This is a genomic window from Ruegeria sp. BB9, assembly GCF_056539345.1.
In genome coordinates this window covers 376,926-401,554 of sequence record NZ_JBQFUU010000002.1, presented here as the reverse complement: position 1 = coordinate 401,554, position 24,629 = coordinate 376,926, and the positions used below count along the sequence as shown (strand labels likewise).

The 24,629-nt window shown below is 61.7% G+C and carries 21 protein-coding genes and 1 tRNA gene; 12 read left to right on the top strand and 10 right to left on the bottom strand.

Translation table 11 applies throughout. The features are described 5' to 3' along the window. Positions 1-34 precede the first annotated feature (34 nt). Positions 35-871 (top strand): alkaline phosphatase family protein, encoded by an 837-nt coding sequence (locus ACR0FC_RS09385; RefSeq protein ID WP_170340104.1) that lies wholly within the window; start codon positions 35-37, stop codon positions 869-871. A 6-nt stretch (positions 872-877) separates the two neighbouring features. Here ACR0FC_RS09385 and ACR0FC_RS09380 read toward each other — a convergent pair whose 3' ends face one another. The 4 genes from ACR0FC_RS09380 to ACR0FC_RS09365 all read right to left on the bottom strand — a co-directional run bounded on the left by ACR0FC_RS09380 (position 878) and on the right by ACR0FC_RS09365 (position 5,880). Further along, the gene (locus tag ACR0FC_RS09380) at positions 878-1,801 is read right to left on the bottom strand and encodes an alpha/beta hydrolase (RefSeq protein ID WP_170340102.1); all 924 of its coding nucleotides are present in this window, start codon (positions 1,799-1,801) and stop codon (positions 878-880) included. A gap of 12 nt (positions 1,802-1,813) precedes the next feature. Beyond that, positions 1,814-3,703, bottom strand: a complete 1,890-nt coding sequence (locus tag ACR0FC_RS09375) for an acyl-CoA synthetase (RefSeq protein WP_170340100.1) — start codon at positions 3,701-3,703, stop codon at positions 1,814-1,816. Positions 3,704-3,857: 154 nt separating this feature from the next. Beyond that, positions 3,858-5,678, bottom strand: a complete 1,821-nt coding sequence (locus tag ACR0FC_RS09370) for an ABC transporter transmembrane domain-containing protein (RefSeq protein ID WP_170340098.1) — start codon at positions 5,676-5,678, stop codon at positions 3,858-3,860. A gap of 128 nt (positions 5,679-5,806) precedes the next feature. Further along, positions 5,807-5,880: transfer RNA gene (locus ACR0FC_RS09365), tRNA-Gly, on the bottom strand. A gap of 307 nt (positions 5,881-6,187) precedes the next feature. Here ACR0FC_RS09365 and ACR0FC_RS09360 point away from each other — a divergent pair. Continuing rightward, positions 6,188-8,077: a PhoX family protein gene (locus ACR0FC_RS09360; RefSeq protein WP_170340096.1), complete on the top strand. Its 1,890-nt coding sequence runs from the start codon at positions 6,188-6,190 to the stop codon at positions 8,075-8,077. 54 nt (positions 8,078-8,131) lie between these two features. Here the strand turns inward: ACR0FC_RS09360 and ACR0FC_RS09355 are convergent, their stop codons facing one another. Beyond that, the gene (locus ACR0FC_RS09355) at positions 8,132-8,698 is read right to left on the bottom strand and encodes a tetratricopeptide repeat protein (protein WP_170340094.1); all 567 of its coding nucleotides are present in this window, start codon (positions 8,696-8,698) and stop codon (positions 8,132-8,134) included. A gap of 30 nt (positions 8,699-8,728) precedes the next feature. Continuing rightward, positions 8,729-9,217, bottom strand: coding sequence for an Lrp/AsnC family transcriptional regulator (locus ACR0FC_RS09350; protein ID WP_170340093.1), 489 nt, complete (start codon positions 9,215-9,217; stop codon positions 8,729-8,731). Between the two features lie 102 nt (positions 9,218-9,319). On the opposite strand from ACR0FC_RS09350, the gene putA reads away from it, so the two are divergent. The 3 genes from putA to ACR0FC_RS09335 are packed head-to-tail and all read left to right on the top strand — an operon-like array spanning position 9,320 to position 13,871. Next, complete coding sequence (putA, locus tag ACR0FC_RS09345; RefSeq protein ID WP_170340091.1) at positions 9,320-12,718, top strand: bifunctional proline dehydrogenase/L-glutamate gamma-semialdehyde dehydrogenase PutA; 3,399 nt, start codon at positions 9,320-9,322, stop codon at positions 12,716-12,718. Positions 12,719-12,759: 41 nt separating this feature from the next. Further along, entirely contained in the window at positions 12,760-13,503 is a 744-nt protein-coding gene (locus tag ACR0FC_RS09340) for a rhomboid family intramembrane serine protease (protein WP_170340089.1), read from the top strand. Further along, entirely contained in the window at positions 13,500-13,871 is a 372-nt protein-coding gene (locus tag ACR0FC_RS09335) for a GFA family protein (RefSeq protein ID WP_170340087.1), read from the top strand. The genes ACR0FC_RS09340 and ACR0FC_RS09335 overlap by 4 nt, the downstream gene beginning before the upstream one ends. On the opposite strand, the gene ACR0FC_RS09330 is transcribed toward ACR0FC_RS09335, so the two are convergent. Next, the gene (locus ACR0FC_RS09330; protein WP_093964716.1) at positions 13,847-14,686 is read right to left on the bottom strand and encodes an IclR family transcriptional regulator; all 840 of its coding nucleotides are present in this window, start codon (positions 14,684-14,686) and stop codon (positions 13,847-13,849) included. The genes ACR0FC_RS09335 and ACR0FC_RS09330 overlap by 25 nt on opposite strands. A 196-nt stretch (positions 14,687-14,882) precedes the next feature. On the opposite strand from ACR0FC_RS09330, the gene bhcA reads away from it, so the two are divergent. From bhcA to bhcD, 4 genes are read left to right on the top strand one after another with little or no spacing between them, the layout of a single operon-like run. Next, a complete protein-coding gene (bhcA, locus tag ACR0FC_RS09325) occupies positions 14,883-16,073 on the top strand; it encodes an L-aspartate--glyoxylate aminotransferase BhcA (RefSeq protein ID WP_170340086.1) in 1,191 nt (396 codons plus the stop codon). Positions 16,074-16,083: 10 nt separating this feature from the next. Further along, complete coding sequence (bhcB, locus tag ACR0FC_RS09320) at positions 16,084-17,070, top strand: beta-hydroxyaspartate dehydratase BhcB (protein WP_170340084.1); 987 nt, start codon at positions 16,084-16,086, stop codon at positions 17,068-17,070. Further along, a complete protein-coding gene (gene bhcC / locus ACR0FC_RS09315; protein WP_170340082.1) occupies positions 17,067-18,230 on the top strand; it encodes a 3-hydroxy-D-aspartate aldolase BhcC in 1,164 nt (387 codons plus the stop codon). Before bhcB ends, bhcC begins: the two co-directional genes overlap by 4 nt. Before the next feature lie 14 nt (positions 18,231-18,244). Continuing rightward, positions 18,245-19,231, top strand: a complete 987-nt coding sequence (gene bhcD / locus ACR0FC_RS09310; protein WP_217358610.1) for an iminosuccinate reductase BhcD — start codon at positions 18,245-18,247, stop codon at positions 19,229-19,231. 76 nt (positions 19,232-19,307) lie between these two features. Here bhcD and ACR0FC_RS09305 read toward each other — a convergent pair whose 3' ends face one another. Beyond that, positions 19,308-20,093, bottom strand: a complete 786-nt coding sequence (locus tag ACR0FC_RS09305) for an inositol monophosphatase family protein (RefSeq protein WP_170340079.1) — start codon at positions 20,091-20,093, stop codon at positions 19,308-19,310. Between the two features lie 108 nt (positions 20,094-20,201). Next, the gene (locus ACR0FC_RS09300; RefSeq protein ID WP_170340077.1) at positions 20,202-21,107 is read right to left on the bottom strand and encodes a LysR family transcriptional regulator; all 906 of its coding nucleotides are present in this window, start codon (positions 21,105-21,107) and stop codon (positions 20,202-20,204) included. 94 nt (positions 21,108-21,201) lie between these two features. On the opposite strand from ACR0FC_RS09300, the gene metF reads away from it, so the two are divergent. Beyond that, positions 21,202-22,068 (top strand): methylenetetrahydrofolate reductase [NAD(P)H], encoded by an 867-nt coding sequence (metF, locus tag ACR0FC_RS09295; protein WP_093964713.1) that lies wholly within the window; start codon positions 21,202-21,204, stop codon positions 22,066-22,068. A gap of 181 nt (positions 22,069-22,249) precedes the next feature. Beyond that, a complete protein-coding gene (locus ACR0FC_RS09290; RefSeq protein WP_170340076.1) occupies positions 22,250-22,903 on the top strand; it encodes a J domain-containing protein in 654 nt (217 codons plus the stop codon). A 57-nt stretch (positions 22,904-22,960) separates the two neighbouring features. Here ACR0FC_RS09290 and ACR0FC_RS09285 read toward each other — a convergent pair whose 3' ends face one another. Then, complete coding sequence (locus ACR0FC_RS09285) at positions 22,961-23,479, bottom strand: YHS domain-containing (seleno)protein (protein ID WP_170340074.1); 519 nt, start codon at positions 23,477-23,479, stop codon at positions 22,961-22,963. Between the two features lie 241 nt (positions 23,480-23,720). On the opposite strand from ACR0FC_RS09285, the gene yghU reads away from it, so the two are divergent. Continuing rightward, positions 23,721-24,599: a glutathione-dependent disulfide-bond oxidoreductase gene (gene yghU, locus ACR0FC_RS09280; protein WP_170340072.1), complete on the top strand. Its 879-nt coding sequence runs from the start codon at positions 23,721-23,723 to the stop codon at positions 24,597-24,599. Positions 24,600-24,629 lie beyond the last annotated feature (30 nt).

Sequence of the window (24,629 nt, the reverse complement as noted above, 5' to 3'; positions counted from 1 at the left end):
AGGCAAACAAGCCATCCAACACGAGGGCCATGCGATGGACCGCAAACTGCTGCTGATCATTCTCGACGGGGTGCCGTGGCGCAATTTCCGCCGGCTTTTCGGCAACCTCGAAGGCTGGGTCGACAGCGGCGAGGCGCGGGTTTGGAAACACCGCTCTGTGCTCCCGTCGATTTCGGCAAGCTGCTATGCCTCGATCCACACTGGCGTGACACCGCAGGAGCATGGCTGCACCGGAAACGGCAACGTATTCCGACTGGACCACAAAGACATCTTCAGCCAGGTGCGCGAGGCCGGCGGCGTGACCGGGGCCGTCACCCATAGCTTCTGGTCGCAGTTCTTCAATCGCCACCCATTCGACTATGTGCGCGATGTGGAATATGACGAACCGGACAGCCCCACCATCAACCACGGCCGCTTCCACTCGATGACGGGCTATGGCAAGGCCAACCAGATGACGCCGTCCGATGTCGACCTGTTCGCGACCCTGACCAACCTGTGCCTGCGCTTCGGGCTGGATTACGGCATTCTCCATACCTGTACGCTCGACAGCATGGGGCACCGGTTCCATCACGACTGTGAAGAGATGGATCACGCCTGTTTCGTCATGGACGAGATGCTGGCCCCTTTCATCCCCCGCTGGCGGCAATTGGGATACGAGGTGATCGTGACCGCCGATCACGGCCAGGACGAGCGCGGCCACCACGGCGGGCGCAGCGCGATGCAGCAGGAAACGGCGCTGTACTACTTCGGCGATGCCGAGGGTCCCGATGCCGATACGGTCATCGATCAGTTGCAGTTGGCGCCCACGGTTCTGACCCGCATGGGCGCGCCGGTTGCCGAGACGATGAAGGCCAGGCCGTTCCTGCGCTGAGCGCGGTCAGTCGTAATTCCACAACCCCTGCCCCAGCGCCTCGACCGCGATCGAGATCCGCTCGAAGCTGTCGGCGGCGCGGGTCACCGAATGGCGGGCGCGCAGGTAGCCATGCACGAGTCCGGCCTCGTTGATCCAATGCGCCTGCCCGCCGGCAGCGGTGATTTTGGCGCAGTACACGGCTCCGTCATCACGCAGGGGATCGCAGTCGGCGGTCACGACCACCGTCGGCGGCAGCCCGGAAAAGTCGGTATCGTGCAGGGGGGCGAATGTGGGGTCATGTTCCGGGACGGCGCCGCCACACCGGACTTTCTCATAGAACTGGACCTCGTCGCGCGTCAGCATCGGGGCGTGGGCGTGTTCGATATACGATCCCTGGTTCGGGTCGCCCCCCAAACCGGGATAGATCAGAACCTGCCCTAGGATGTTCCCGATGCGCGCGCGCGCGTGATGGGCGACGGCTGCGGCGAGGTTTCCGCCCGCGCTGTCTCCGGCCAGAACCAGCGGATCGCCGAATTCGGCTTCCACCCAGTTCACCGCGGTCCAGCAATCCTGGAACTGCGCCGGATGCACATGCTCAGGACACAGGCGGTAGTCGACCGCCACTACCCGATAGCCGGTTTGGGCGCATAGTTCGGCGCAGACGTCATCGTGGCTGTCCAGCCCGCCGACGACGAAACCGCCGCCATGCATGTAGACGACGGTTCGGGTTGGATCTCCGCAGGAATAGACGCGCACCCCGACCCCATCGGCCGAGCTGTCCCGCGTTTCGACGCCCGGTGGACGCGGCTGCCGAAACGCGCGGCACATGTCGTCGTAGACGCGGCGCTGGTCCTTGATGGACCGATCCACCGCGTCTTCGGGATAGCTTTCGGCGGTGCGCCGGATGAACGCCCAGGTCTCCTCGTCGATCAGACGTTCATAATCCATTGCCCCTCCGGATCAGTCGGCCCACTCCCACGGCCGGGTGAAGTTGCCCAGCACCTGGTTCACATCGTCCTCGGATGCGCCGTTCGCGTCAAGCTGCGCGACAAGGCCGCGCTTTTTGTCGTCGATGACCGACACGACCCGCGCCGCAACACCGGCAGTTTCCAACGCCTGGTTGTAGACCCGCGTGATCGCCTGTTTGCGCAGCTCAGGCTTGAAGACCTTGCCCACCGCGGTTTTCGGCAGTTCGGGCAGGATCGTCATGTGCTTGGGATGCGCGGCGCGTTCATGCACGTGAATCTTGCAGTATTCCAACAGTTCCGCCTCGGTCACACTTGCACCGTCGACCAGTTCGACAAAGGCACAGGGAACCTCGCCCGCATGGGCGTCGGGCTGGCCGATGGCGCCGGCAAAGGCCACGGCGTCATGGCCCAGCAGGGCCTCTTCGATCTCGGCCGGGTCGATGTTGTGACCGCCGCGAATGATCAGGTCCTTGGCGCGGCCGGTGATCCACAGATACCCGTCCGCATCGAACCGCCCCAGGTCGCCGGTTCGCAAGTACTTGTCGAAATAGTAGAGATCGACGTTCTTGTCTTCCTCGGTATAGGTGTTCCCGGCATAGACACCCGGGTTCGACACGCAGATCTCGCCCACTTCGTCCACCGCACATTCCTTGGGGCCGTCGGGGCTGTCGCGCAGGATCTTGACGTCGGTGTACGGGAACGGAATCCCGATCGAGCCGATCTTCTTCTCGCCATCCACCGGGTTGCAAGACACCAGGCAGGTGGCTTCGGTCAGGCCATAACCTTCGACGATGGTCACACCGGTCGCTTTTTCGAAGCGGCGGAACAGTTCGACCGGCAGCGGAGCCGAGCCCGAGAAGGCCGTCTTGACGGTCGAGATGTCGGCATCCACCGGACGCTGCATCTTGGCCGAAATCGCCGTGGGCACGGTGATGATGAACGAAACCTTCCAGCGCTCGATCAGCTTCCAGAAGTTGTCGAACACGCCGTCGCCGCGATACCCGGCGGGGGTCGGGAACACCACATGGGCGCCCGAAGACACCGCCGCCATCACGATCACATGGCAGGCAAAGACGTGGAACATCGGCAGCGGGCACATGATCACGTCCTCTTCCGAGAACAGCAGCGTGTGGCCCAGCCACCCATTGTAGATCATGCCGGAATATTTGTGCTGCGCGACCTTCGGCATACCCGTGGTGCCGCCGGTGTGGAAATAGCAGGCGACCCGGTCCTCTTTGCTGTCCTCGAAGGTCAGCGTGGTGGGTTGCTTGGCCAGTTCCTTGTTGAAATCCAGGTAGTCGGCGTGGGCCAGATGCTCTTTGTCGGCCATCTTGGGCCGGACCAACGGCACGATCCACGACTTGGGGGGTGTCAGGTACCGGTTCAGGTCAATCTCCAGCACGGTGTTAACACCCGGCGCGTGGCGCACGGCCTCGGCGACCTTCTGCGCGACGTCCGTTTTTGGGAAAGGTTTCAGCGTGACCACGACCTTGGCCTTGGTCTCACGCAGGATCGACGCGATCTGCTCGGGCTCGAGCAGCGGGTTGATCGGGTTCACGATCCCGGCCACCGCGCCGCCCATCATGGTGACCAGCGTCTCGTTGCAGTTGGGCAGCACATAGGCCACGACGTCGTTTTCCTTGACCCCCAAAGAGCGGAACAGGTTGGCCGCCTGGTTCGTCTTGGCCAGCAGTTGCGACCATGTCAGGGTTTCGGCCTTGTCCTTGGGGCCGGACAGGATCTGGAAACTGATCGCGTTGCGATCCGGGAACTTGGTGGCCGTCCGCGAGAGCAGTTGATGGAACGTGACGGGGACATCGCGGTCCTCCCACGGCATTTCCTGCTCCATTCTCAGTTTGTCTTCCTTGCCCACAAAGGCCATGTGGTTCCTCCCCTTTTTTACCCTGCATTTTTGCGGGCTGTCTTGCGTCCAAGATGTAAGCAAATGCAGCCCTGCGCAAGCGAGGGCTTACCCTTGGGCAAGGGGAAAAAGTAGAATGACGCTACGGCGGTTCGCGAAATGCCCGCGCGTCACTTCACTCGGCGGCCACACCATCGGTGAACTGGAGACGCGCCAGTCGCGCATAAAGCCCATCTTGCGCCACGAGATCGTCATGGGTGCCCTGCGCCACGATCCGGCCGTTCTCCATAACCACGATGCGATCGGCCTTTTTCACGGTGGCCAGACGGTGCGCCACGATCAGGGTGGTGCGCCCGGCGCGCATCTGGTCAACGGCGGCCTGAACGGCGCGCTCGCTCTCGGCGTCCAGCGCCGAGGTCGCTTCGTCCAGCAGCAGAACCGGAGCGTCGCGCAAAATCGCCCGCGCGATGGCGATGCGCTGTTTCTGACCGCCCGACAGCATCACGCCGCGTTCGCCGACGAAACTGTCATAGCCTTCGGGCAGGGCCGAGATGAAGTCATGCGCCGCGGCGGCACGGGCCGCGGCCTCGACCTCGGCATCCGAGGCGTCCAGCCGTCCGAACCGGATGTTTTCGCGTGCCGAGGCCGCAAAGATCACCGGGTCCTGCGGCACCAGCGCCATGTGCTGCCGGAAATCCGCCCGGCGCATGTCGCGCAGACCGATCCCGTCCAGGCTGACCTGACCGGCCTCGGGGTCGTAGAACCGCTGGATCAACTGGATCACGGTCGTCTTGCCCGCGCCCGAGGGGCCGACGAAGGCCACGGTCTCGCCAGGGTTCACCGTCAGCGACAGGTCGTCCAGCGCCAGAATGTCGGGCCGGGCCGGGTAGCGGAAGGTCACGTTGTCAAAGGTGATCTGCCCCTTGACCGGCTGCGGCAGCGCCCTGGGCTGTGCCGGGTCGTTGACCGTATCCTCGGCGTTCAGCAACTCGACCAGCCGTTCGGTTGCGCCTGCGGCGCGTTGCAGCTCGCTCCAGATTTCGGAAAGCGCGGCCACGGACCCGGCCATGATGATCGAATAGATCACGAACTGGATCAGCACGCCTTCGGTCATCACGCCGTTGCGCACATCGTTCGCCCCCATCCACAAAACGCCGACGATCCCCGAGAACACCAGGAAGATCACGATCACGGTCAGAACCGCCCGCGTCTGGATACGGCGCAGGGACACATGGTACGAGGTCTCGGTCATGTCGCCAAACTGGCGGCGGCTGGCGTCCTCATGGGTGAACGCCTGTACGGTCTGAACGGCGCCCAGCGCCTCGCCTGCATTGCCCGACGAGGCGGCGATCCAATCCTGGTTTTCGCGGCTGATGACCCTCAGCCGACGCCCGAGAACCAGGATCGGCACCACCACCACCGGGATCAGCAGCAGAACCAGCCCGGTCAGCTTGGCCGAAGTCAGCAACATCAGCACAAGCCCGCCGATGAACATCAGGAAATTCCGCAATGCGATCGACACTGACGAGCCCAGAACGGATTGGATCAGCGTGGTATCGGTGGTGATACGGCTCAGGACCTCACCGGTCATGATGCGTTCGTAGAAGGCGGGGCTCATGCCGATGACGCGGTCAAAGACGGCCTTGCGGATGTCAGCCACGACCCGCTCGCCCAACCGGGTCACCAGCATGTACCGGATACCCGTTCCCACCGCCAGAACCGCCGCGATGCCCAGCGCCGCCAGGAAATACCAATCGAGCAGCTCACCGTCTTCAATGCGGAAGTTGTCGACCACGCGCCGCACGGCCAATGGCAACGTCAGCGTCATGCTGGCCGTCAGAACCAACGCCAGCGTCGCCCCAAGCATCAGCAGCCGGTAAGGCTTCATGAAAGGCCACAAAGAGGCCAGCACGCTCAGCTTCCGGGATCCAGGTCGATCTTCATGAGCACCGGGCGCTTGCACGTTTGCTTGGTTGGCGGAGCGTGTTCTTGCCATGCCTGACCCTTTTTACCTTCTGGGACTCGCGATACGGCTTCTTGGCGGTGCAGGCGCGCCGGGTCAAGGAGACTGCGCGCAATAGCACCCCGACAAGGGCTTTTTGACGCAACTTATTCCGGAGAGTTTGGAGCGGGTAGACGGAATCGAACCGACATAGCCTGCTTGGAAGGCAGGGGCTTTACCATTAAGCTATACCCGCTTGGTGAAGGGCTGAGTAGTCCATGCCCGGGCCGCCGTCAAGAACCGAAATCCTCCTGCGCATCGCTTTTGCGGCTGTCTGCGTGCGGTCACCCGGGACGGGCTGCGCGGCCAACCGCCAATCGCTCTGAATTGCACTTGTTTTGGGGCCGCGCACTGGCGCAGCATGCGATTGCAGTGCTTGCCGTTCGCGAGAACCTGCCTAGCGTGTGTACCGCCCCAAACGGTTAATGGGGTTGTTAAGTACCTGTAACAATCAGTTCCTAAATCCGTTTCACAAATTCATTCCGACAGCGAGGAATCATCCAATGAAAGACGTTGATCCAGCCACCCTTTCCGCCGACGACTGGGACGAACTGCATTTCCCCCGCCCCGACGAAAACGACTTTGACCGCGTCGTCGAAAGCGCCCTGTCGCGACGCGGCTTTCTGGGCGGAGTGTTGGCGTTCGGGTCGGGCGCAGCGGCCATGGGCAGCGGTCTGTTGGGGTCGACCTCAGCTCATGCGCAGACCGCCTCTCGTTTTGCCTTCACTCCGATTGCGGCCCAGACCGATGGCACCGTGCATGTCCCCGAGGGGTATGAATGGCAGGTCCTAATGCGCTGGGGCGATCCGCTGTTCTCCGAGGCTGACGGGTATGACATCACCGATGGTGGACCGGTCGAAAACTCGGACAAGGTTTTTGGCGAAAACACTGATGGCATGGAGACCTTCTCGTTCCAAGGGCACCAGTTGATCGCCATCAATCACGAGTATCCCAACCGCAAAATCAACCTGCCCGCAGCGCAGGAAGGTGTACCCGCGAACGCGGATGACGTTCGAAAGTTGCAGAACCTGCAGGGTGTGACGGTGATGGAAATCGCCGAAACCCCGGATGGCTGGACCGTGGTCAAGGACAGCCCGTTCAATCGCCGCATTCACCACAACACACCCATGAAGATCGTGGGGCCAGCAGCTGGCCACGACCTGCTGAAGACCGAGGCGGACCCGACCGGCACAACGTCGCTGGGCACCATGAACAATTGCGGGTCGGGCAAGACACCTTGGGGTACCTACCTGACCTGCGAAGAGAACTTCAACGGCTACTTCGGCTCCAGCAACGAAAGCGCGACTTATACTCCCAAGGTCGCGGATGGCTTCAAGCGATACGGCATCAAGGCCGAGAGCTGGAACGGATACGAGCTGTTCGATCCACGGTTTGACACTTCGAAGAACCCCAACGAACCACATCGCGTCGGCTGGGTGGTCGAAATCGACCCGACCGATCCCAACAGCACCCCGGTCAAACATACCGGACTTGGGCGGTTCAAACATGAAAACGCCGCGGTCGAGCTGGCCAAGGATGGTCGCATTGTCGTCTATATGGGCGATGATGAGCGGGGCGAATACCTGTACAAATTCGTCTCGAACGGAGTCTACACCCCCGGCAGGGATACCGAAGGTCTGCTGGATGACGGCACGCTGTTTGTGGCCAAATTCAACGACGATATGTCCGGTGAATGGGTGCCGCTGACGCCGGAAACGACTGGCATGGACGAGGCCGAGATTCTGATCTTTGCCCGCATCGCTGCGTCTGAGGCCGGTGGAACCACGATGGACCGACCGGAATGGGTTGCAACCAGCCCGGTTCTTGCCGAGGCCTATTGCTGCCTGACCAACAACAAGAACCGTGGCGTCAAACCAAATGCGGGTGGCGATGATACTTCGGTCAATGGTCCCAACCCTCGGGAAGCCAACAAATACGGGCAGATTGTTCGCTGGCGACCAGCCAACCAGGATCATGCAGAAACCGCGTTTCAGTGGGATCTGTACGTCATGGCCGGCAACCCGACAGTGCATTCCGATGCATATGCCGGTTCCGGGAACGTAAACGAAGGCAACCTGTTCAACTCGCCCGACGGGATGATGATCGACAGCACCGGCGTGGTCTGGATCCAGACCGACGGGAACGACGACAACGAAGGCGATTTTGCAGGCCATGGCAACAACCAGATGCTGGCCGGCGACCCAATCACGGGTGAAATCGTTCGCTTCATGACCGGCCCGAACGGCTGCGAGGTGACCGGCCTGACATGGTCGGCCGACCGCCGGACCATGTTCGTAGGCATCCAGCACCCCGGTGGATCCTGGCCAGATGGGGGCACGCCGCGTTCCTCGATCATCGCGATCAAACGCAAGGACAACGGACTGGTCGGCTGAACCGTCTTACCTCAGCGATCACCCCCGGCGAAGCGTCGGGGGTGGCAGCGCCGTTCAGAGATCTTGGCCGGGCATCGCCAAAGGCCCACCATCGGCCGCAAGGTGACGCTCGGGCAGCCAAGGGTTCAGTTCCAGCGCCTCTGCCAGAGCAACGCGGGCTTCTTCCATTCTCTGCAGACCCATGAGGGTCAGCGCCCGACCGCTCATCGCTGCGATATGGTTCGGCGACAGTTCCAGAGCACGGTCCAGATCGGTCAGGGCCGAGTCAAAATCCTGGCGCAGGAAATTCACGAAGGCGCGCTGGTTGTAGCCCTCGGCATACTCGGGGCAGTACGCAATCAAACGGTCGAAATCCTGCAGCGCCCCCAACAGATCCCAGGCATTTCGTCTGGACATGCCCTGATCCAATACGGTCTGCGCGGCCTCGTCAGGTGCGTCGGCCCACAACTCCCACATCTGGTTCGAGATCTCGCGGGCGGCCATCTCGGTCTCGGCCTGCTGGATCTGACCGATAAGTTCACCCAGCCGGGCGGCGTGATCGGGCGCAGACGGACAGGTCTCAGCAAGCGCCGGAATCGCAACGCCTGCGCTCAGAACTGTGGAAAGAATTAGGTGTCTCATAGTTCAATGGTGACGCGGATCGCCCTTTCGTCAACCCGCACCATCGATGGCATCTGCCAGCCCGGTCTCTTTCACCGCCTCCATCGCCACGAAGGTCGAGGTGCTAGCCACATGCGGCAGCGACGAGATCTTTTCGGCCAGAACCGCGCGATATTCCGTCATCGACCCCGTCCGCACCTTCAGCAGATAGTCGAAATTCGACGCGATCATATGCGCTTGTTCGATCTCGGGCACCTTGCGCACGTCCGCGTTGAATTCAGCCAGCGCCTTTTCCCGCGTGTCGGTCAAGCGCACCTCGACAAAGGCCACATGGTCCAGGCCCAGGCGGATCGGGTCCAGCATGGCTCGATAGCCAGTGATGATCCCTTCGGACTCGAGCCGTTTCAGCCGCGCCTGTGTCGGCGATTTCGACAGCCCGATCCGCCGGGCCAGATCAGCGACCGAGATCCGCCCGTCCTCGGCCACGATGGACAGAATCGCGCGGTCGAACCGGTCCAAACCCGGAAAGTCTTTTCGCATGGCATTTGATCCAAAATTCAGGACGATACATGCTTGTTAGAACAATTTCGGTCCGTTGTCCCGCCAGATCACCGGTATACTACTCGAAAGACCGGAGGACACATGACTCACAGCCTGCGCCACACCATCGATTCCATGACCTACGCGGACCAGACCGCGTTGCTGAAATCCCTGACCGATCAGGCCGCCCTGACCCAAGCCGACCGCACCGCCATCTGCGAGGCGGCTGCGCAACTGGTGCGCGACATCCGGTCCAGCACATCGCCGGGGCTGATGGAAGTGTTTCTGGCGGAATACGGCCTGTCGACCGATGAAGGCATCGCCCTGATGTGTCTGGCGGAGGCACTGTTGCGCGTTCCCGACGCCGACACGATCGACGCGCTGATCGAGGACAAGATCGCGCCCTCGGACTGGGGCAAACACTTGGGCCACTCCTCGTCGTCGCTGGTCAACGCCTCGACCTGGGCGCTGATGCTGACGGGCAAGGTTCTGGACGAGGGCAAGGCCTCGCCGGTCAGCGCCCTGCGCGGCGCCATCAAGCGGCTGGGCGAGCCGGTGATCCGCACCGCTGTCGGGCGCGCGATGAAGGAAATGGGCCGGCAGTTCGTTCTCGGTGAGACCATCCAGTCCGCCATGAAACGCGCCGCCGGGATGGAGGCCAAGGGCTACACCTATTCCTACGACATGCTGGGCGAGGCCGCCCGCACCGAGGCCGATGCCGCGCGCTATCACCTTTCCTATTCCCGTGCCATCGCGGCGATTGCCGATGCCTGTACGCAGGACGACATCCGCGCCAATCCCGGCATCTCGGTCAAGCTGTCGGCGCTGCATCCGCGCTATGAGGTTGCCCAGGAACAGCGCGTGATGGACGAGCTGGTGCCGCGCCTGCGGGCGCTGGCCCTGCTGGCCAAGGCGGCCGGCATGGGCCTGAACGTGGACGCCGAAGAGGCTGACCGCCTGTCTCTGTCGCTGCAGGTGATTGAGGCGGTGCTGTCCGAGCCAGCGCTGGCCGGATGGGACGGGTTCGGCGTGGTGGTGCAGGCCTATGGGCCGCGTGCCGGGCTGGTGCTGGACACGCTTTATGACATGGCCGAGCGGTATGACCGCAAGCTGATGGTGCGTCTGGTCAAAGGCGCCTACTGGGACACCGAGATCAAGCGCGCGCAGGTCGAGGGCGTCGACGGCTTCCCGGTCTTCACCAACAAGGCGGCAACCGACATCTCTTACATCGCCAATGCCCGCAAGCTCTTGGGCATGACCGACCGGATCAATCCTCAGTTCGCGACCCACAACGCCCACACGGTCAGCGCGATCCTGCACATGGCCGAGGGCCAGCCCTTCGAGTTCCAGCGCCTGCACGGCATGGGCGAGACCCTGCACCAGATCGTCAAGGACCAACACAATACCCGCTGCCGCATCTACGCGCCGGTTGGCGCGCATCGCGACCTGCTGGCCTATCTGGTGCGGCGGCTGCTGGAAAACGGCGCCAACAGCTCGTTCGTCAACCAGATCGTGGACGAAAACGTGGCCCCCGAAGTGGTGGCCGCCGATCCGTTCGAGGCCGTGCGGAAACCTGCACGCCACATCCCAACCGGACCCGAACTGTTTCAACCTGAAAGACCAAACTCGCAGGGGTTCGACCTGCATCACACGCCGACATTGGACCGGATCGATGCCGCCCGCGACGCCTTTCGCGCGCATCACTGGTTCGCGCAGCCCCTGCTGGCCGGTGACGCGGCGCCCGAGGCCGAGGAACCTGTCATCAACCCCGCCCTGCCCGAGGACCGGCCAGGCGCGGTCGCCCCGGCCAGCGCCGCGGATGTGGAGCTGGCGCTGGCCGCAGCTGCTCCGTGGCAGGCGCCAGCGGCCGAGCGCAGCCGCATCCTGAATGCCGCCGCCGACCTCTACGAGGAGCATTATGGCGAGCTCTTCGCCCTGCTGGCGCGCGAGGCCGGCAAATCACTGCCCGATGCGGTAGCCGAGCTGCGCGAGGCGGTGGATTTCCTGCGCTACTACGCCGCCAACATCCCCGACGCCGATCCGGCCGGGACCTTCACCTGCATCAGCCCGTGGAACTTCCCGCTGGCGATCTTCACGGGGCAGATCTCGGCAACGCTTGCCGTGGGCAATGCGGTTCTGGCCAAACCCGCGCCGCAGACGCCGCTGATCGCCCACCGGGCCGTGCAGCTGCTGCATCAGGCCGGCGTGCCGCGCGATGCGCTGCAATTGCTGCCGGGCGGGCCGTCGGTGGGCGCCGCGCTGACATCCGACCCGCGCGTTTCGGGCGTGGCCTTCACCGGCTCGACCGCGACGGCGCTGAAGATCCGCGCTGCAATGGCCGATCACATGCAGCCCGGCACGCCGCTGATCGCGGAAACCGGCGGGCTGAACGCGATGATCGTGGACAGCACCGCCCTGCCCGAACAGGCCGTGCAGTCAATCATCGAAAGCGCCTTCCAGTCGGCGGGCCAGCGGTGCTCGGCCCTGCGCTGTCTGTATCTGCAGGATGACATCGCCGATGACGTGCTGACCATGCTCAAGGGCGCGATGGACGCCCTGTCGGTGGGCGATCCGTGGCTGCTCTCGACCGATTGCGGCCCGGTGATCGACGAACAAGCCCGGCAGGGCATCGCCGATCACGTCGCCAAGGCCCGCGCCGAAGGTCGTGTGTTGAAAGAACTGGCGCTGCCGCCCGAGGGGATCTTCGTGGCGCCGACGCTGATCGAGGTCCTTGGCATCGGCGCGCTGGAACGCGAGATCTTCGGCCCCGTCCTGCACGTCGCAAGGTTCAAGTCGCACGAGATCGACCAGGTGATCGCCGACATCAACGCCACCGGCTACGGCCTGACCTTCGGTCTGCACACTCGAATCGACGACCGCGTACAGCACGTGACCGAGGCGATCCACGCCGGCAATATTTACGTGAACCGCAACCAGATCGGCGCGATCGTCGGCTCGCAGCCCTTCGGCGGCGAAGGTCTGTCCGGCACCGGCCCCAAGGCGGGCGGCCCGAACTATCTGGCCCGTTTCTGCGCCCCGGACCGACAGGTCGCGGCCGCGGAATGGTCCGCCCCAGCCGACCTACCCGCACCGATCGGGCAGCCTGCCGCGCCGACGACCCGTTCGATGCCCGGACCGACCGGCGAATCGAACCGACTGACCGAGTTCCCCCGCGCGCCGTTCCTGTGCCTGGGCCCCGGCCCCGAGGCGGCCAAGGCGCAGGCGGATGCCATACTCGCGCTTGGCGGCACCGCGATTCGGGCCGAGGGCGCGCTTGACCTGCACCGGCTTGAGAACCTGCCGGGAATATCTGGGGTTCTGTGGTGGGGCGATGCGGACACCGCGCGCCAGATCGAGCGCCATCTGGCGCGGCGAGACGGCCCCATCCTGCCGCTGATCCCCGGCTTGCCCGACCGGTCGCGGGTGATGGCCGAGCGCCATGTCTGCGTCGACACCACGGCCGCCGGAGGGAACGCCGTACTTCTGGGCGGTGCGGCATAAGCTGACTTGACGCTGGGCCGTGAAAAGCCCAGCGTCCCCCCATGTTTCCAATTCGAGACCACAACCCTTCGGGACGGACGCCCTTTGTCGTCTATGCGCTGATCGCGGCGAATGTCCTGATTTTCCTCAGCTATGTCGGATTCATGGACGACGCCCGGCTGATCAACCGGTTCTATTTCGACTATGCGATCATCCCTGCCCGCATCAGCGACGGCGTGGCGCTCGAGACGTTGGTGACGTCGATGTTCCTGCATGGCGGCTGGATGCACCTGATCGGCAACATGCTGTTCCTGTGGATCTTCGGCGACAACATGGAGGACGAGATGGGCCACCTGCCCTTCCTGCTGTTCTACATGGTCGCGGGTATCGGCGCCGGGCTGGTCCATATCGTCACGGCTCCCGGGTCGTTGGTTCCCACCATCGGCGCGTCCGGCGCAATTGCGGCCGTGATGGGGGGCTACCTGCTGATGTTCCCAAAGGCGCGTGTCGATATCCTGCTGATTCTGATCATCTACTTCCGGGTCTTCACCATCCCGGCCTTCGTGATGCTGGGCGTCTGGCTGGGAATGCAGTTCCTTGGCAGCGTGTCCAGCAACCCTGACGCCGGCGGTGTCGCCTATTGGGCGCATACGGGTGGCTTTGTGATCGGTTTGGTTCTGTGCATCCCGATGTGGCTGAAACGAGGCGGACCAGCTTATTGGAACCGTAACCATGGTCACCCGCCACATCCCGAACACCGCTACAAGCTCAGCCAGTCCCGTATACCCAGAGTACCTCGCCGATGACCCGAATGACTGCCATCTGCCATTGCGGCGCCGTGAAGATCGAGGCCGAGTTCCCCGGTGGCCTGTCCACGGCTGCCCGATGCGACTGTTCCTTCTGCATCCGCCGCGGGGCCGCCGCCGTGACGGCCACGACCGAGAGCCTGCGCATTCTTGAAGGCGCCGAGAACCTGAGCCTCTACACGTGGGGAACGCACACGGCGAAACACTATTTCTGCAAGACCTGCGGGATATACGTTTATCACCAAAGACGCTCGGATCCGGCGGAGTGTGGCGTCAACCTTGGCTGCATCGAGGGCGGAAACCCCAGAACCCACGGGCCGATTCCCTGGAACGACGGGGTCAATCACCCCTCTGATCGGCCTGACTGATCCGGACTTTGACCACCGCTTAGCCGCGTGATCTCTTGCGCAGCCTGAACGACGTGGGCGGCAAGCTCGGGTGCCCGGTCCGGATTGAATCGCGCGGTCGGCCCCGAGACAGAGATCCCGGCGCAAGGCTCCTGCTTGTCGTTGTAGATCGCTGCTCCGATGCAGCTCATGCCCGAGTGGCGCTCCTCTCGATCATAAGACCATCCGCGCAGCCGCGTTTCGGTCAGATCCTCGCGCAAGGTATCCAATGTGGCGCAAGTATTGGGCGTATACGGCACAAGCTGGGTGTCCGCCAACACCTTGGCCCGGGATGCCTCGGTCATGGCCGCCAGGATCGCTTTGCCCGTACCCGAGGCATACATCGGCGTACGAGCGCCCGGCGGAAAGAACGCCCGGATCGGGTTCGATGTCTCGACTTGCCCGACAAACACAACTTCCGACCCGTCGGGAACTGCAAGGTTCGCAGTTTCTCCGCTGTCCTGCATCAGGCGTCTAAGAACTGACCGGCCGATCTCGACAACGCTGTTGTGCCGCAGAAACGAAGCGCCTGTGCGATAGGCTTCGACTCCGATCATCCATTCCTGACGTTCTTCGCTGAAGCTGACGAACCCATGCTTTTGCAAGGTCGTCAGGATGCGATGCGTGGTTGCAGTAGGCACGTCGATCTCACGCGCGAGGTCGCTGAGCGCGGTGCGTTCAAGCCGTGCGACCGTGGTCAGGACCCCCAGCGCACGGTCCAACGCCTGCATGGTTCCGGCCGAGCTTTCCTTGAACAACGACTTGGGCCGTCCGCGCGGCCGCTTCTGGGCTGACATTGTGATTCTCCCTCATTTTGGCCGAACGGCCGTCTGGCTTTCTCAGTTGATCACAAACACTCAGCGAAATGAGAAAGTGAATATCCTGCGTTTATGGCAGGTTACGAATTTTTTCGAAATAATGAAAATATTTTTCAAGAAAATTGCATCATCGCCGACGCGGAGACAGACTTGGGGCAAAGCGGAGGACATGATGATGTCAAAACAGAACCCGGTCTTCATTCCCGGCCCGACGAATATCCCGGATCGCCTCCTGCGCGCGATGCAGGTCCAGACCATTGACCACCGCGCGCCGGATTTCGTTCAGGCCTTTGCTCCGGTACTCGAGGGCCTCAAGCAGGTCTTCCGGTCGACCACGGGTCAGATTGTGACCTTTCCATCCAGCGGCACAGGTGGGTGGGAAGCTGCGATCAGCAACACACTGAGCCCGGGCGACAAGGTTCTTGTGGCCCGCCATGGCGTATTCAGCCATCGCTGGATCGACCTTTGCCAACGGCATGGGCTGGATGTGCAAGTCATCGATTGCCATTGGGGCAGCGGAGCACCTGCCGAACGGTTTCAGTCGATCCTCGCCGACGACCGGAACCACGACATTCGGGCGGTTCTGGTGACGCACAATGAAACGGCCACCGGCGTGCGATCCGATATCCAGTCGATCCGATCGGCGATGGATGCCTCGGCGCACCCTGCCCTGCTGATGGTCGATTGCGTCAGTTCGCTGGCCTCGATGCCGTTCGAATTCGATGGCTGGGGCGTCGATATTGCGGTTTCGGGGTCGCAAAAGGGGTTCATGCTGGCCGCTGGAATGGCAATCCTGTGCGTCAGCCCCAAAGCGCTGGCAGCGATGGATGGTGCGCGGCTGCCCCGCACCTATTTCGACTTTCGGGACATGTTGGACGCCAATGCCTCGGGCGGGTTTCCTTACACGCCGCCGCTGCAACTGATCTGCGGGCTGCAGGAAAGCCTGTCGATTCTGTTCGATGAAGGCCTGGACAACGTCTATGCCCGTCACTTCCGTCTGGCTGAAGGCGTGCGTCGGGCCGTCGACGCGTGGGGATTGAACCTGGTCGCTCAATCACCGGACCTCTACTCGGACACTGTCAGCGCAGTCTATGTACCCGATGGGTTCGACAGCAATGTCCTGACTAACCATACCTATGACACCTATGGAGTGTCCTTCGGGATCGGCCTGGGCCAATTGAACGGCAAGGCGTTTCGCATCGGGCACCTTGGCAGCCTGACGGACGTCATGGTTCTGTCCGGCCTCGCCACGATCGAGATGGCGATGGCCGATCTGAACTACCCGATACAACTGGGCAGCGGCGTGGCGGCAGCGCAGGAATACTTCCGTGCAAACGGCACCAACCGCTCGCGTGCTGCGGCTTGAGGAGATCGGTATGTTGGACACGCTTTCGGCTGCAGAGCTGACGATCGACGACATGCGCGCTGCGCATGAACGGATCAAACCACATATCCGGCGTACACCCGTCCTGTCGTCGGAGTATCTGAACGCACAAACTGGCGCGCGGCTCTTTTTCAAGTGCGAGAACCTGCAGGAGGCCGGAGCCTTCAAGGTCCGCGGCGCCTGCAATGCGGTATTTGGATTGCCCGACGAGATCGCCGGCAACGGCGTCTGCACCCACTCCAGCGGGAACCATGCACTGTCCCTGTCATATGCTGCCGGTCGGCGGGGCATTCCCTGCAACGTCGTCATGCCACGCACCGCACCTCAGGCCAAAAAGGACGCGGTCCGCAGGTTTGGTGGCACGATCACCGAATGTGAGCCTTCGACAACATCGCGCGAAGCGACCTTTGCCCAGGTGCAGGCCAAAACGGGTGGCGAATTCGTGCACCCCTACAACGATCCGCGTGTCATTGCAGGACAGGCCACATGCTCGGCCGAGATGCTGGAACAAACAGGTGGGCTTGATGCCGTTATCGCTCCGATCGGCGGCGGCGGTATGGTTTCGGGCACGTGCCTGACAGTATCGAATCTGGCCCCTGACACCGCGATCTATGCCGCGGAACCTCAGCAGGCTGATGACGCATACCGATCTTTCAAAGCCGGTCGGATCATCGCCGACGACGCACCCAAGACGGTGGCCGACGGCCTTCTGGTTCCGCTCAAGGAAAACACCTGGCACTTCGTGTCGCGGAACGTTGCCGACATCTTCACGGCCTCCGAAGACGAAATCGTGGCGGCCATGAAACTGGCCTGGAAACACCTGCGACTGGTGATTGAGCCATCTTCGGCCGTTCCGTTGGCAACCATTCTCAACAACCCCGAGGTTTTTCGAGGCAAACGCGTCGGCGTGATCCTGACCGGCGGCAATGTGGATTTGGACAAGCTGCCCTGGCTGGCCGGGCAAGGAGGAGAAGGATGAACAAACCCGTGAACATCGATCAGTTGGACGTCGGCTTCGACATCCCCGCAGCAATCGGCATGGATGAGAGCGAAATCCAGACTCCTTGCCTGATACTGGACCTCGACGCGCTGGAGCGGAACATCCGCAAAATGGGCGCCTACGCCAAAGCGCACGGCATGCGCCATCGGGTGCATGGCAAGATGCACAAGTCTGTGGACGTCGCGCGCCTGCAGGAAAAACTGGGCGGGGCAGTTGGCGTGTGCTGTCAGAAGGTCTCGGAGGCCGAGGTTTTTGCGCGCGGCGGGATCAAGGATATCCTTGTGTCCAACCAGGTGCGCGATCCGGCCAAAATTGACCGCTTGGCTCGGCTGCCGAAGCTGGGCGCGCGAACGCTGGTCTGCGTGGACGACATCGCGAATGTGCCCGAGCTGTCCTCTGCGGCGCAGACCCATGGAACGCAGCTGGAGATCCTAGTCGAGATCGACTGCGGCGCGGGGCGCTGTGGGGTGACCAGTACGGCTGACGTCATAGCCATTGCCCGCGCGGTCGAGGAGGCGCCGAACCTGAAGTTCACCGGCCTCCAAGCTTATCAGGGTGCGATGCAACATCTCGACAGCTATGACGCGCGAAAGGAAAAACTGGATGCAGCAATCGCCATGGTGCGGGACGCCGTCGACGGGTTGAAGGCGGACGGGATTGAGTGCGAACTGGTCTCGGGTGGCGGGACGGGATCCTATTATTTCGAAAGCAATTCTGGCGTTTACAACGAATTGCAGTGCGGGTCCTACGCGTTCATGGATGCCGACTATGGGCGGATTCTGGACCGGAATGGCCAAAGGATCGACCGGGGCGAATGGGAAAACGCCTTGTTCATTCTGACCAGCGTCATGAGCCATGCCAAACCGGATAAGGCGATCTGTGACGCAGGGCTCAAGGCGCAGTCGATCGACAGCGGTTTGCCGGTGATTTTTGGCCGCGATGATGTCGAATACCTGAAATGTTCGGACGAACACGGTGTGATCGGCGACCCCAACGGCGTGCTGCGGGTGAACGAAAAGTTGCGTTTGGTCCCCGGGCACTGCGATCCGACCTGCAACGTGCACGACTGGTATGTTGGCGTGCGCAACGGAAGGGTCGAGACCCTGTGGCCGGTCTCTGCTCGGGGCAAGGCGTTTTGATCATGAGGGACGAGATGAACGCTGAAACCAATTTGATACAGATCGTTGGCGAAGACCTCTGCAAGCAGCTGGTCAACCGCAAGCTGGCGTTTGACGCAATCCAAGACGTGTTCTCAGCGATGGCACGCGGCGGAGCGCGCAACTTCCCCGTCATCCGCGAAGGGCTGGGTCATGCCGGCGCCGTATATGGGTTCAAATCCGGCTTTGACGCCGAAGGCCTGGTTCTGGGTGTCAAATCTGGTGGATATTGGCCGGGAAACGCCGATCGCGGGCTGACCAACCACCAATCCACCGTCATCCTGTTCGATCCCGATACCGGGCGGCCCTCCGCGCTGGTCGGAGGAAACTACCTTACGGCTATCCGCACGGCTGCGTCCTCGGCAGTGTCGATTGCGCACCTGGCCCGCACGGACGCCAAGGTGCTTGGCATGGTCGGCGCGGGCCATCAATCGGCCTTTCAGTTGCGCGCCGCCGCCAAGCAGCGCGACTTCGAAAAGGTGGTGGCATGGAATCCCCATCCCGAAATGCTTCCGAAACTGGCCGCCGTCGCGCAGGACATCGGACTGGATTTCGAATCCGTCTCGCAGCGGGAACTGGGGGCACAGGCCGACGTCATCATCACGATCACATCGGCGTTCGAACCGATGTTGATGCGCGATTGGATCAAGCCCGGAACGCATCTGGCCTGCATGGGAACCGACACGAAGGGCAAGATGGAAGTCGACCCCGAACTGGTTGCTTCGGCTCAGGTCTTCACCGACGAGGTTGCCCAGTCCGTCACCATAGGTGAGGCGCAACATGCCGTGGCTTCGGGAGCGCTGGATCCTGACGTCATCACCCCGATTGGAGCGGTGATCAATGGCGATCATCCTGGCCGGACAAAGGTTGATCAGATCACCCTGTTCGATGGGACCGGAGTTGGGTTGCAGGACCTGGCTGTGGCATCCGTGGCCGCGCGGCTGGCCTCCGAGGCAGGTCTGGCAAGTACTGTACGGCTTTGAAACAAAACGCGCGGCCAATTCGGCCGCGCGATCTTAGAAATTGGTTCTGGTCGTTTCCGGCCGCCGTATTGACGGATCAGCCGCGGATCACCTTGGCGAACTGGTCGAAAATCGGTTCGTTGGCGCAGATGACTTCCCCGTCGGACAGAATGCTGCCTTCGGGGTTCAACGATTGAACGAACCCACCCGCTTCTTTCACGATGATGATGCCGGCGGCCATATCCCAGGCGTTCAGGCGACGCTCCCAGAAGCCTTCGTAGCGGCCAGCGGCAACATAGGCCATATCCAGCGCAGCTGCACCCCAGCGACGCACACCCGCGCACGCGGGCATCAGACGGGCCAGGTCCTGCAACGTGGCGGGCAGGTCCGAGCGGCCCCCAAACGGCAAACCGGTCGAGAAGATCGATTCGATCATCCGGCTGCGGCTCGACACGCGGATACGCATGTCGTTCATCCAGGCACCCTCGCCCTTTTCGGCAAAGAACATCTCGTCCTTCGCGGGATCGTAGATGACACCCGCGACGATCTTGCCTTTGTGTTCAAGTGCGATCGAAACCGCCCAGTGCGGCAGGCCGTGAAGAAAATTGGTCGTTCCATCCAGAGGATCAACGATCCAACGCCGGGTCGGGTCTTCGCCCTCGATCACGCCGCCTTCTTCGGCCAGCCAACCGTAGGTGGGGCGCGCGCCCAGCAGTTCTTCTTTCAGAATGTTCTCGGCTGCAATGTCGGCCTTCGAGACGAAATCACCCGCGCCCTTCATCGACACCTGCAGGTTCTCGACTTCGCGAAAGTCTTTTACCAGCGATCGGCCCGCTTTGCGCGCGGCCTTGATCATGATGTTGAGATTTGCACTGCCAACCATAGTTCCGAGGCTCCTGTCCGGTCAAACCGCGCGTATACTGGCGCAACGCCCCCTTGCCAAGAGGAATGATGCGCATAGCAGCATGCCGTTTCCCGCGTGGCCAAAACCTTATTGTTGCTGCAGCTTGCGCGCCTCTAGGCTGGCCAGCTTGACCAATTCCTGCACAAAGGGTTTTTCCATGTCCTCGGTTCGCACCGCGGCATAAAGCCGGCGCGTGATGCCATCCTTGGTCAGCGGACGGGTCACATAGTCCGAGTTGTACTTGACCTCGCGCACCACCCAGTCGGGCAGAACGGATATTCCACGGTTTGACGCCACAAGCAGCAGGATCACGGCGGTCAACTCGACTTGCCGGATCGCAGCAGGCTCCACGCGGGCCGGGATGAGAAGCTGGCTGAAGATATCGAGCCTCGTGCGTTCGACCGGATAAGTGATCAGCGTTTGACCGCGAAAATCCTCGGCCTCGATATACTGTTTCTCGGCCAGAGGGTGGGTCGATGCGGCGACAAAGACAGGATTGTAGTCGAACAGCTCGATGAACTCGACGCCCGGCAGGTCTTCGGGGTCCGAGGAGACGACCAGATCAACCTCCTCCTTCTGCAGCGCGGGCAGCGCGTCAAAGGCAAGGCCCGGCCGAATATCGACATCGACATCCGGCCACGACTTGCGGAAAGCCTCGAGCACCGGAAACAGCCATTCGAAACAGGCGTGGCATTCGATCGCGATGTGCATCCGCCCCGTGCGCCCGTCGCGTAGCGAAGAAAACTCCTCCTGCATCGCTTCGACCTGCGGCAGGATCTGTTCGGCCAGTCGCAACAGGCGCAGCCCTGCGGCCGACAGTTTCATCGGTTTCGACCGGCGCAGGAACAGTTCAACGCCGGCCTGATCCTCCAGCCCTTTGATCTGATGGCTGAGCGCCGACTGCGTGATGTTCAGTTGATCCGCCGCACGGGCCAACCCACCACATTCATGGATGGCTTTGATCGTGCGCAGGTGTCGAAATTCAATATGCATCTTTCGCTTCATTCATGTTGTTCTTGAATAATATGAGTTTGTCTCACAAAGAACTCCATGGCACAAGAGCCGCAACACAACCTGCGAGACTGCCATGACCCAGCCCGAGATTTCCTTTGAGTTCTTTCCGCCTCAGACGCTCGAAGCGTCGTTTCGCCTGTGGGATACGGTCCAGACACTGGCGCCACTGGCACCCCGTTTTGTCTCGGTCACATATGGTGCGGGGGGCACCACCCGTGAATTGACCCGCGACGCGGTGGCAACGTTGCACAAATCCTCGGGATTGAAAGTCGCGGCCCATCTGACCTGTGTCGACGCTTCACGCAGCGAGACCTTGGCCATTGCCGACAGCTTTGCCGCGGCCGGCGTCACCGACATCGTTGCGTTGCGCGGCGACCCACCCAAGGGGCAGGAACGGTTCGTCCCGCATCCCGATGGGTTCGCCCACTCGGTCGAATTGATCGCAGCACTGGCGGAATCCGGCAGTTTCACCATCCGGGTCGGAGCTTATCCCGACACTCACCCCGAAGCGCCACATGCACAGGCTGACATCGACTGGTTGAAAGCCAAGTTGGACGCCGGCGCAGACGAGGCTTTGACGCAATTCTTCTTCGAGGCCGAAACGTTTTTGCGCTTTCGCGATGCCTGCGCCAAAGCAGGGATCGACAAGCCGATCGTGCCGGGCATCCTGCCAATCGAGAACTGGGCCGGTGCGAAGAAATTTGCCAAACGCTGTGGCGCCCAGGTGCCGGACTGGGTCGATCAGGCCTTTGACAAAGCGATCCGTGACAACCGGCACGACCTGTTGGCCACCGCGCTGTGCACCGAACTGTGTTCGGACCTGATCGACGAAGGCGTGGACAAGCTGCATTTTTATACGCTGAACCGCCCCGAACTGACCCGCGATGTGTGTTTTGCTCTTGGGATCACGCCCAAAGCCGATCTGCAAAACGTCGCCTGACTGTTCCTTGCATTTGCAGCGGCCAAAGGGGGATTGCCCTCTGCGGCCCGCTGCAAGGCGCGAACAATTCCCCCTGCAACGGCGCACTGTCCCCGTCAAGCCCACCAATTCACTGGATAATTTGACAGAAACTCAAGGCTCCGGAAAATAGGAGCCAGTTGTTTTATCGAGTGATTTTGGTATGGAGCCAGTCGAGAAAATTCAGGCTCGCGTAGAAGCACTGCACGTCTTGGGCCTTGATCAGACCGCCACCGCATCGGACATCCGGAATGCGTGGCGTGACATCGCCTTTCATGCACATCCCGACCATACAGGCGGTGACTGCAATCAGTTCGCACGGGCGAAGTCGGCATATGACTATCTCCGCAAAAATGGGTTGGCAGGCAAAGGCGCCGGGCCGGCCCAACCGCGACGCCCGAAACTCAGAAAGCGTATCATCGAGCTGGACGAGAAGGATATTTCCGCCTGTCTGAAACTGCTCGATCCAAGTCGCGCCCTATCCTTTGGCGAGACCAGCGCGGAAGACTGCCCGCAATCGGCGCGCAATTCGGACCATGTACCAGAGGCGATCGGATGCTATGGCCGCGACCTGACCTATTTCGTTGCGACGCCGGTTTGCGAGGGTGAAAACCGCGTTGCCCTGCCGACATCCGTTCTGGCAGGCTTTCGGACGGTCGAAACCGAAATACTGTCCTTTCAGGCCAAGAATGGCGGAGCCGGCGAGGTCGTTGTTCCCGATACCATTCGAGAACGCAAATTTCCCGGCGCGCGCAGCGTCAGGATCAGGTTCGAGGCGGATCAGGCCACCCGGGATCAGTTCTGGCAGGCTTGTTGAAAACCCAGCATTGAAAAAAGGCCCGGTGGGTCTGCCGGGCCTGCAACGCGCGTCACGTCAGTTTGCGATCGGGCCTTCGGACGTGAATTTCGGGATCACGTTGGTCGAGGCGTCATTAACCTCGAGACCCGGCCAGTTCCCCTCAGCTAGGTTGATATTGCCCGGGACGTCTTCTTCCCAGAAACCGACCACGACGTCGGTGATGTTCAGGTACAGCTTGTCGTCAACGATCCGCCAAAGGTTGGGGTTGCCGGGAACCTTGCCACCCTTGGACACGCCATAGGCGCAATGGCCATCATATTGCGGCGCATAGAACGCGGGGTTTTCAAGGAACTTCGCGCGGTTTTCTTCGGTCGCAAAGGCCCAGGTCGCCCCGTTGTATTCCGCAGTGATGTCCGACCGTCCGCGCACGCCTTCGGGCTGGGATTGTCCAATCGGCGATTGTGCAAGCCCACGGTAGGCCACCACATCATATCCGGACACGGCGAAGCCGGTCCCATCGACATATTGCGGGCCGGCAAAGGCGGGCACGGCCAACGCCATTGCAGCAGCAAAGGTCATAGCAAATCTGTTCATGTTTCATGTCCTCGTGTCTTGACGGGTTGCAGGGCCGGAGTGGCTGTCTGCAGAGACAATAAGCAATTCCCTTCGTCGGCGAAGACCCGTTAACGCCGCTGTGACCATTGACGAGCAAACGTGAGCAGTCTTGCCGCAATTGTTACAGAACAGCCGCCACGTCGGGGGTTGGCGTTCTTGTTCTGCAACACTAACTCTAGTCGGGCTGGGCGCGGCTCGGCTCTGGGACGAAAGGCAGAAGATGAGCGACACCACCACATACACCCCACCGAAAGTCTGGACATGGGATAGTGAAAGCGGAGGGCGTTTCGCGAACATCAACCGCCCCATTGCAGGGGCGACCCATGACAAGGAATTGCCCGTCGGCAAACATCCCTTGCAGTTGTATTCGCTTGCAACGCCAAACGGGGTGAAAGTGACGGTCATGCTGGAAGAGCTTTTGGCCTTGGGTCACGCGGGCGCGGAATATGACGCATGGCTGATCAATATCGGTGACGGCGATCAGTTCGGCTCGGATTTTGTCGCGATCAACCCGAACTCGAAGATCCCCGCTCTGATGGACCGCTCGGGTGAAACGCCGATCCGGGTGTTCGAAAGCGGTTCCATCCTTGTCCATCTGGCCGAAAAATTCGGTGCATTTCTGCCCGCATCCGGTCCCGAGCGCACCGAAGTGATGAACTGGCTTTTCTGGCAGATGGGCAGCGCGCCTTATCTGGGTGGCGGGTTCGGGCATTTCTACGCTTATGCGCCAGAGAAATGGGAATATCCGATCAACCGCTTTGCAATGGAAACCAAACGCCAGCTGGATGTTCTGGACCGCGAGCTTGCGGACAAAGCTTTTATCGCCGGCGCGGACTACTCCATCGCCGACATGGCGATCTGGCCGTGGTATGGGCAACTGGTTCTGGGTCGTTTGTACGACGCCGCCGAGTTCCTTGATGTCAAATCCTACAAGAACGTCATGCGATGGGCGCAAGAGATTGACGCGCGGCCAGCCGTGAAGCGGGGCCGCATGGTCAACCGCGCATTCGGAGAGTTGCACACCCAACTGCGCGAACGGCATGACGCAAGCGACTTCGAAACCCGTACGCAGGACAAGCTGGAAACAGCGGCCGAATAACTCTGTTCATTTGGCGCAGGGAGCAAATCA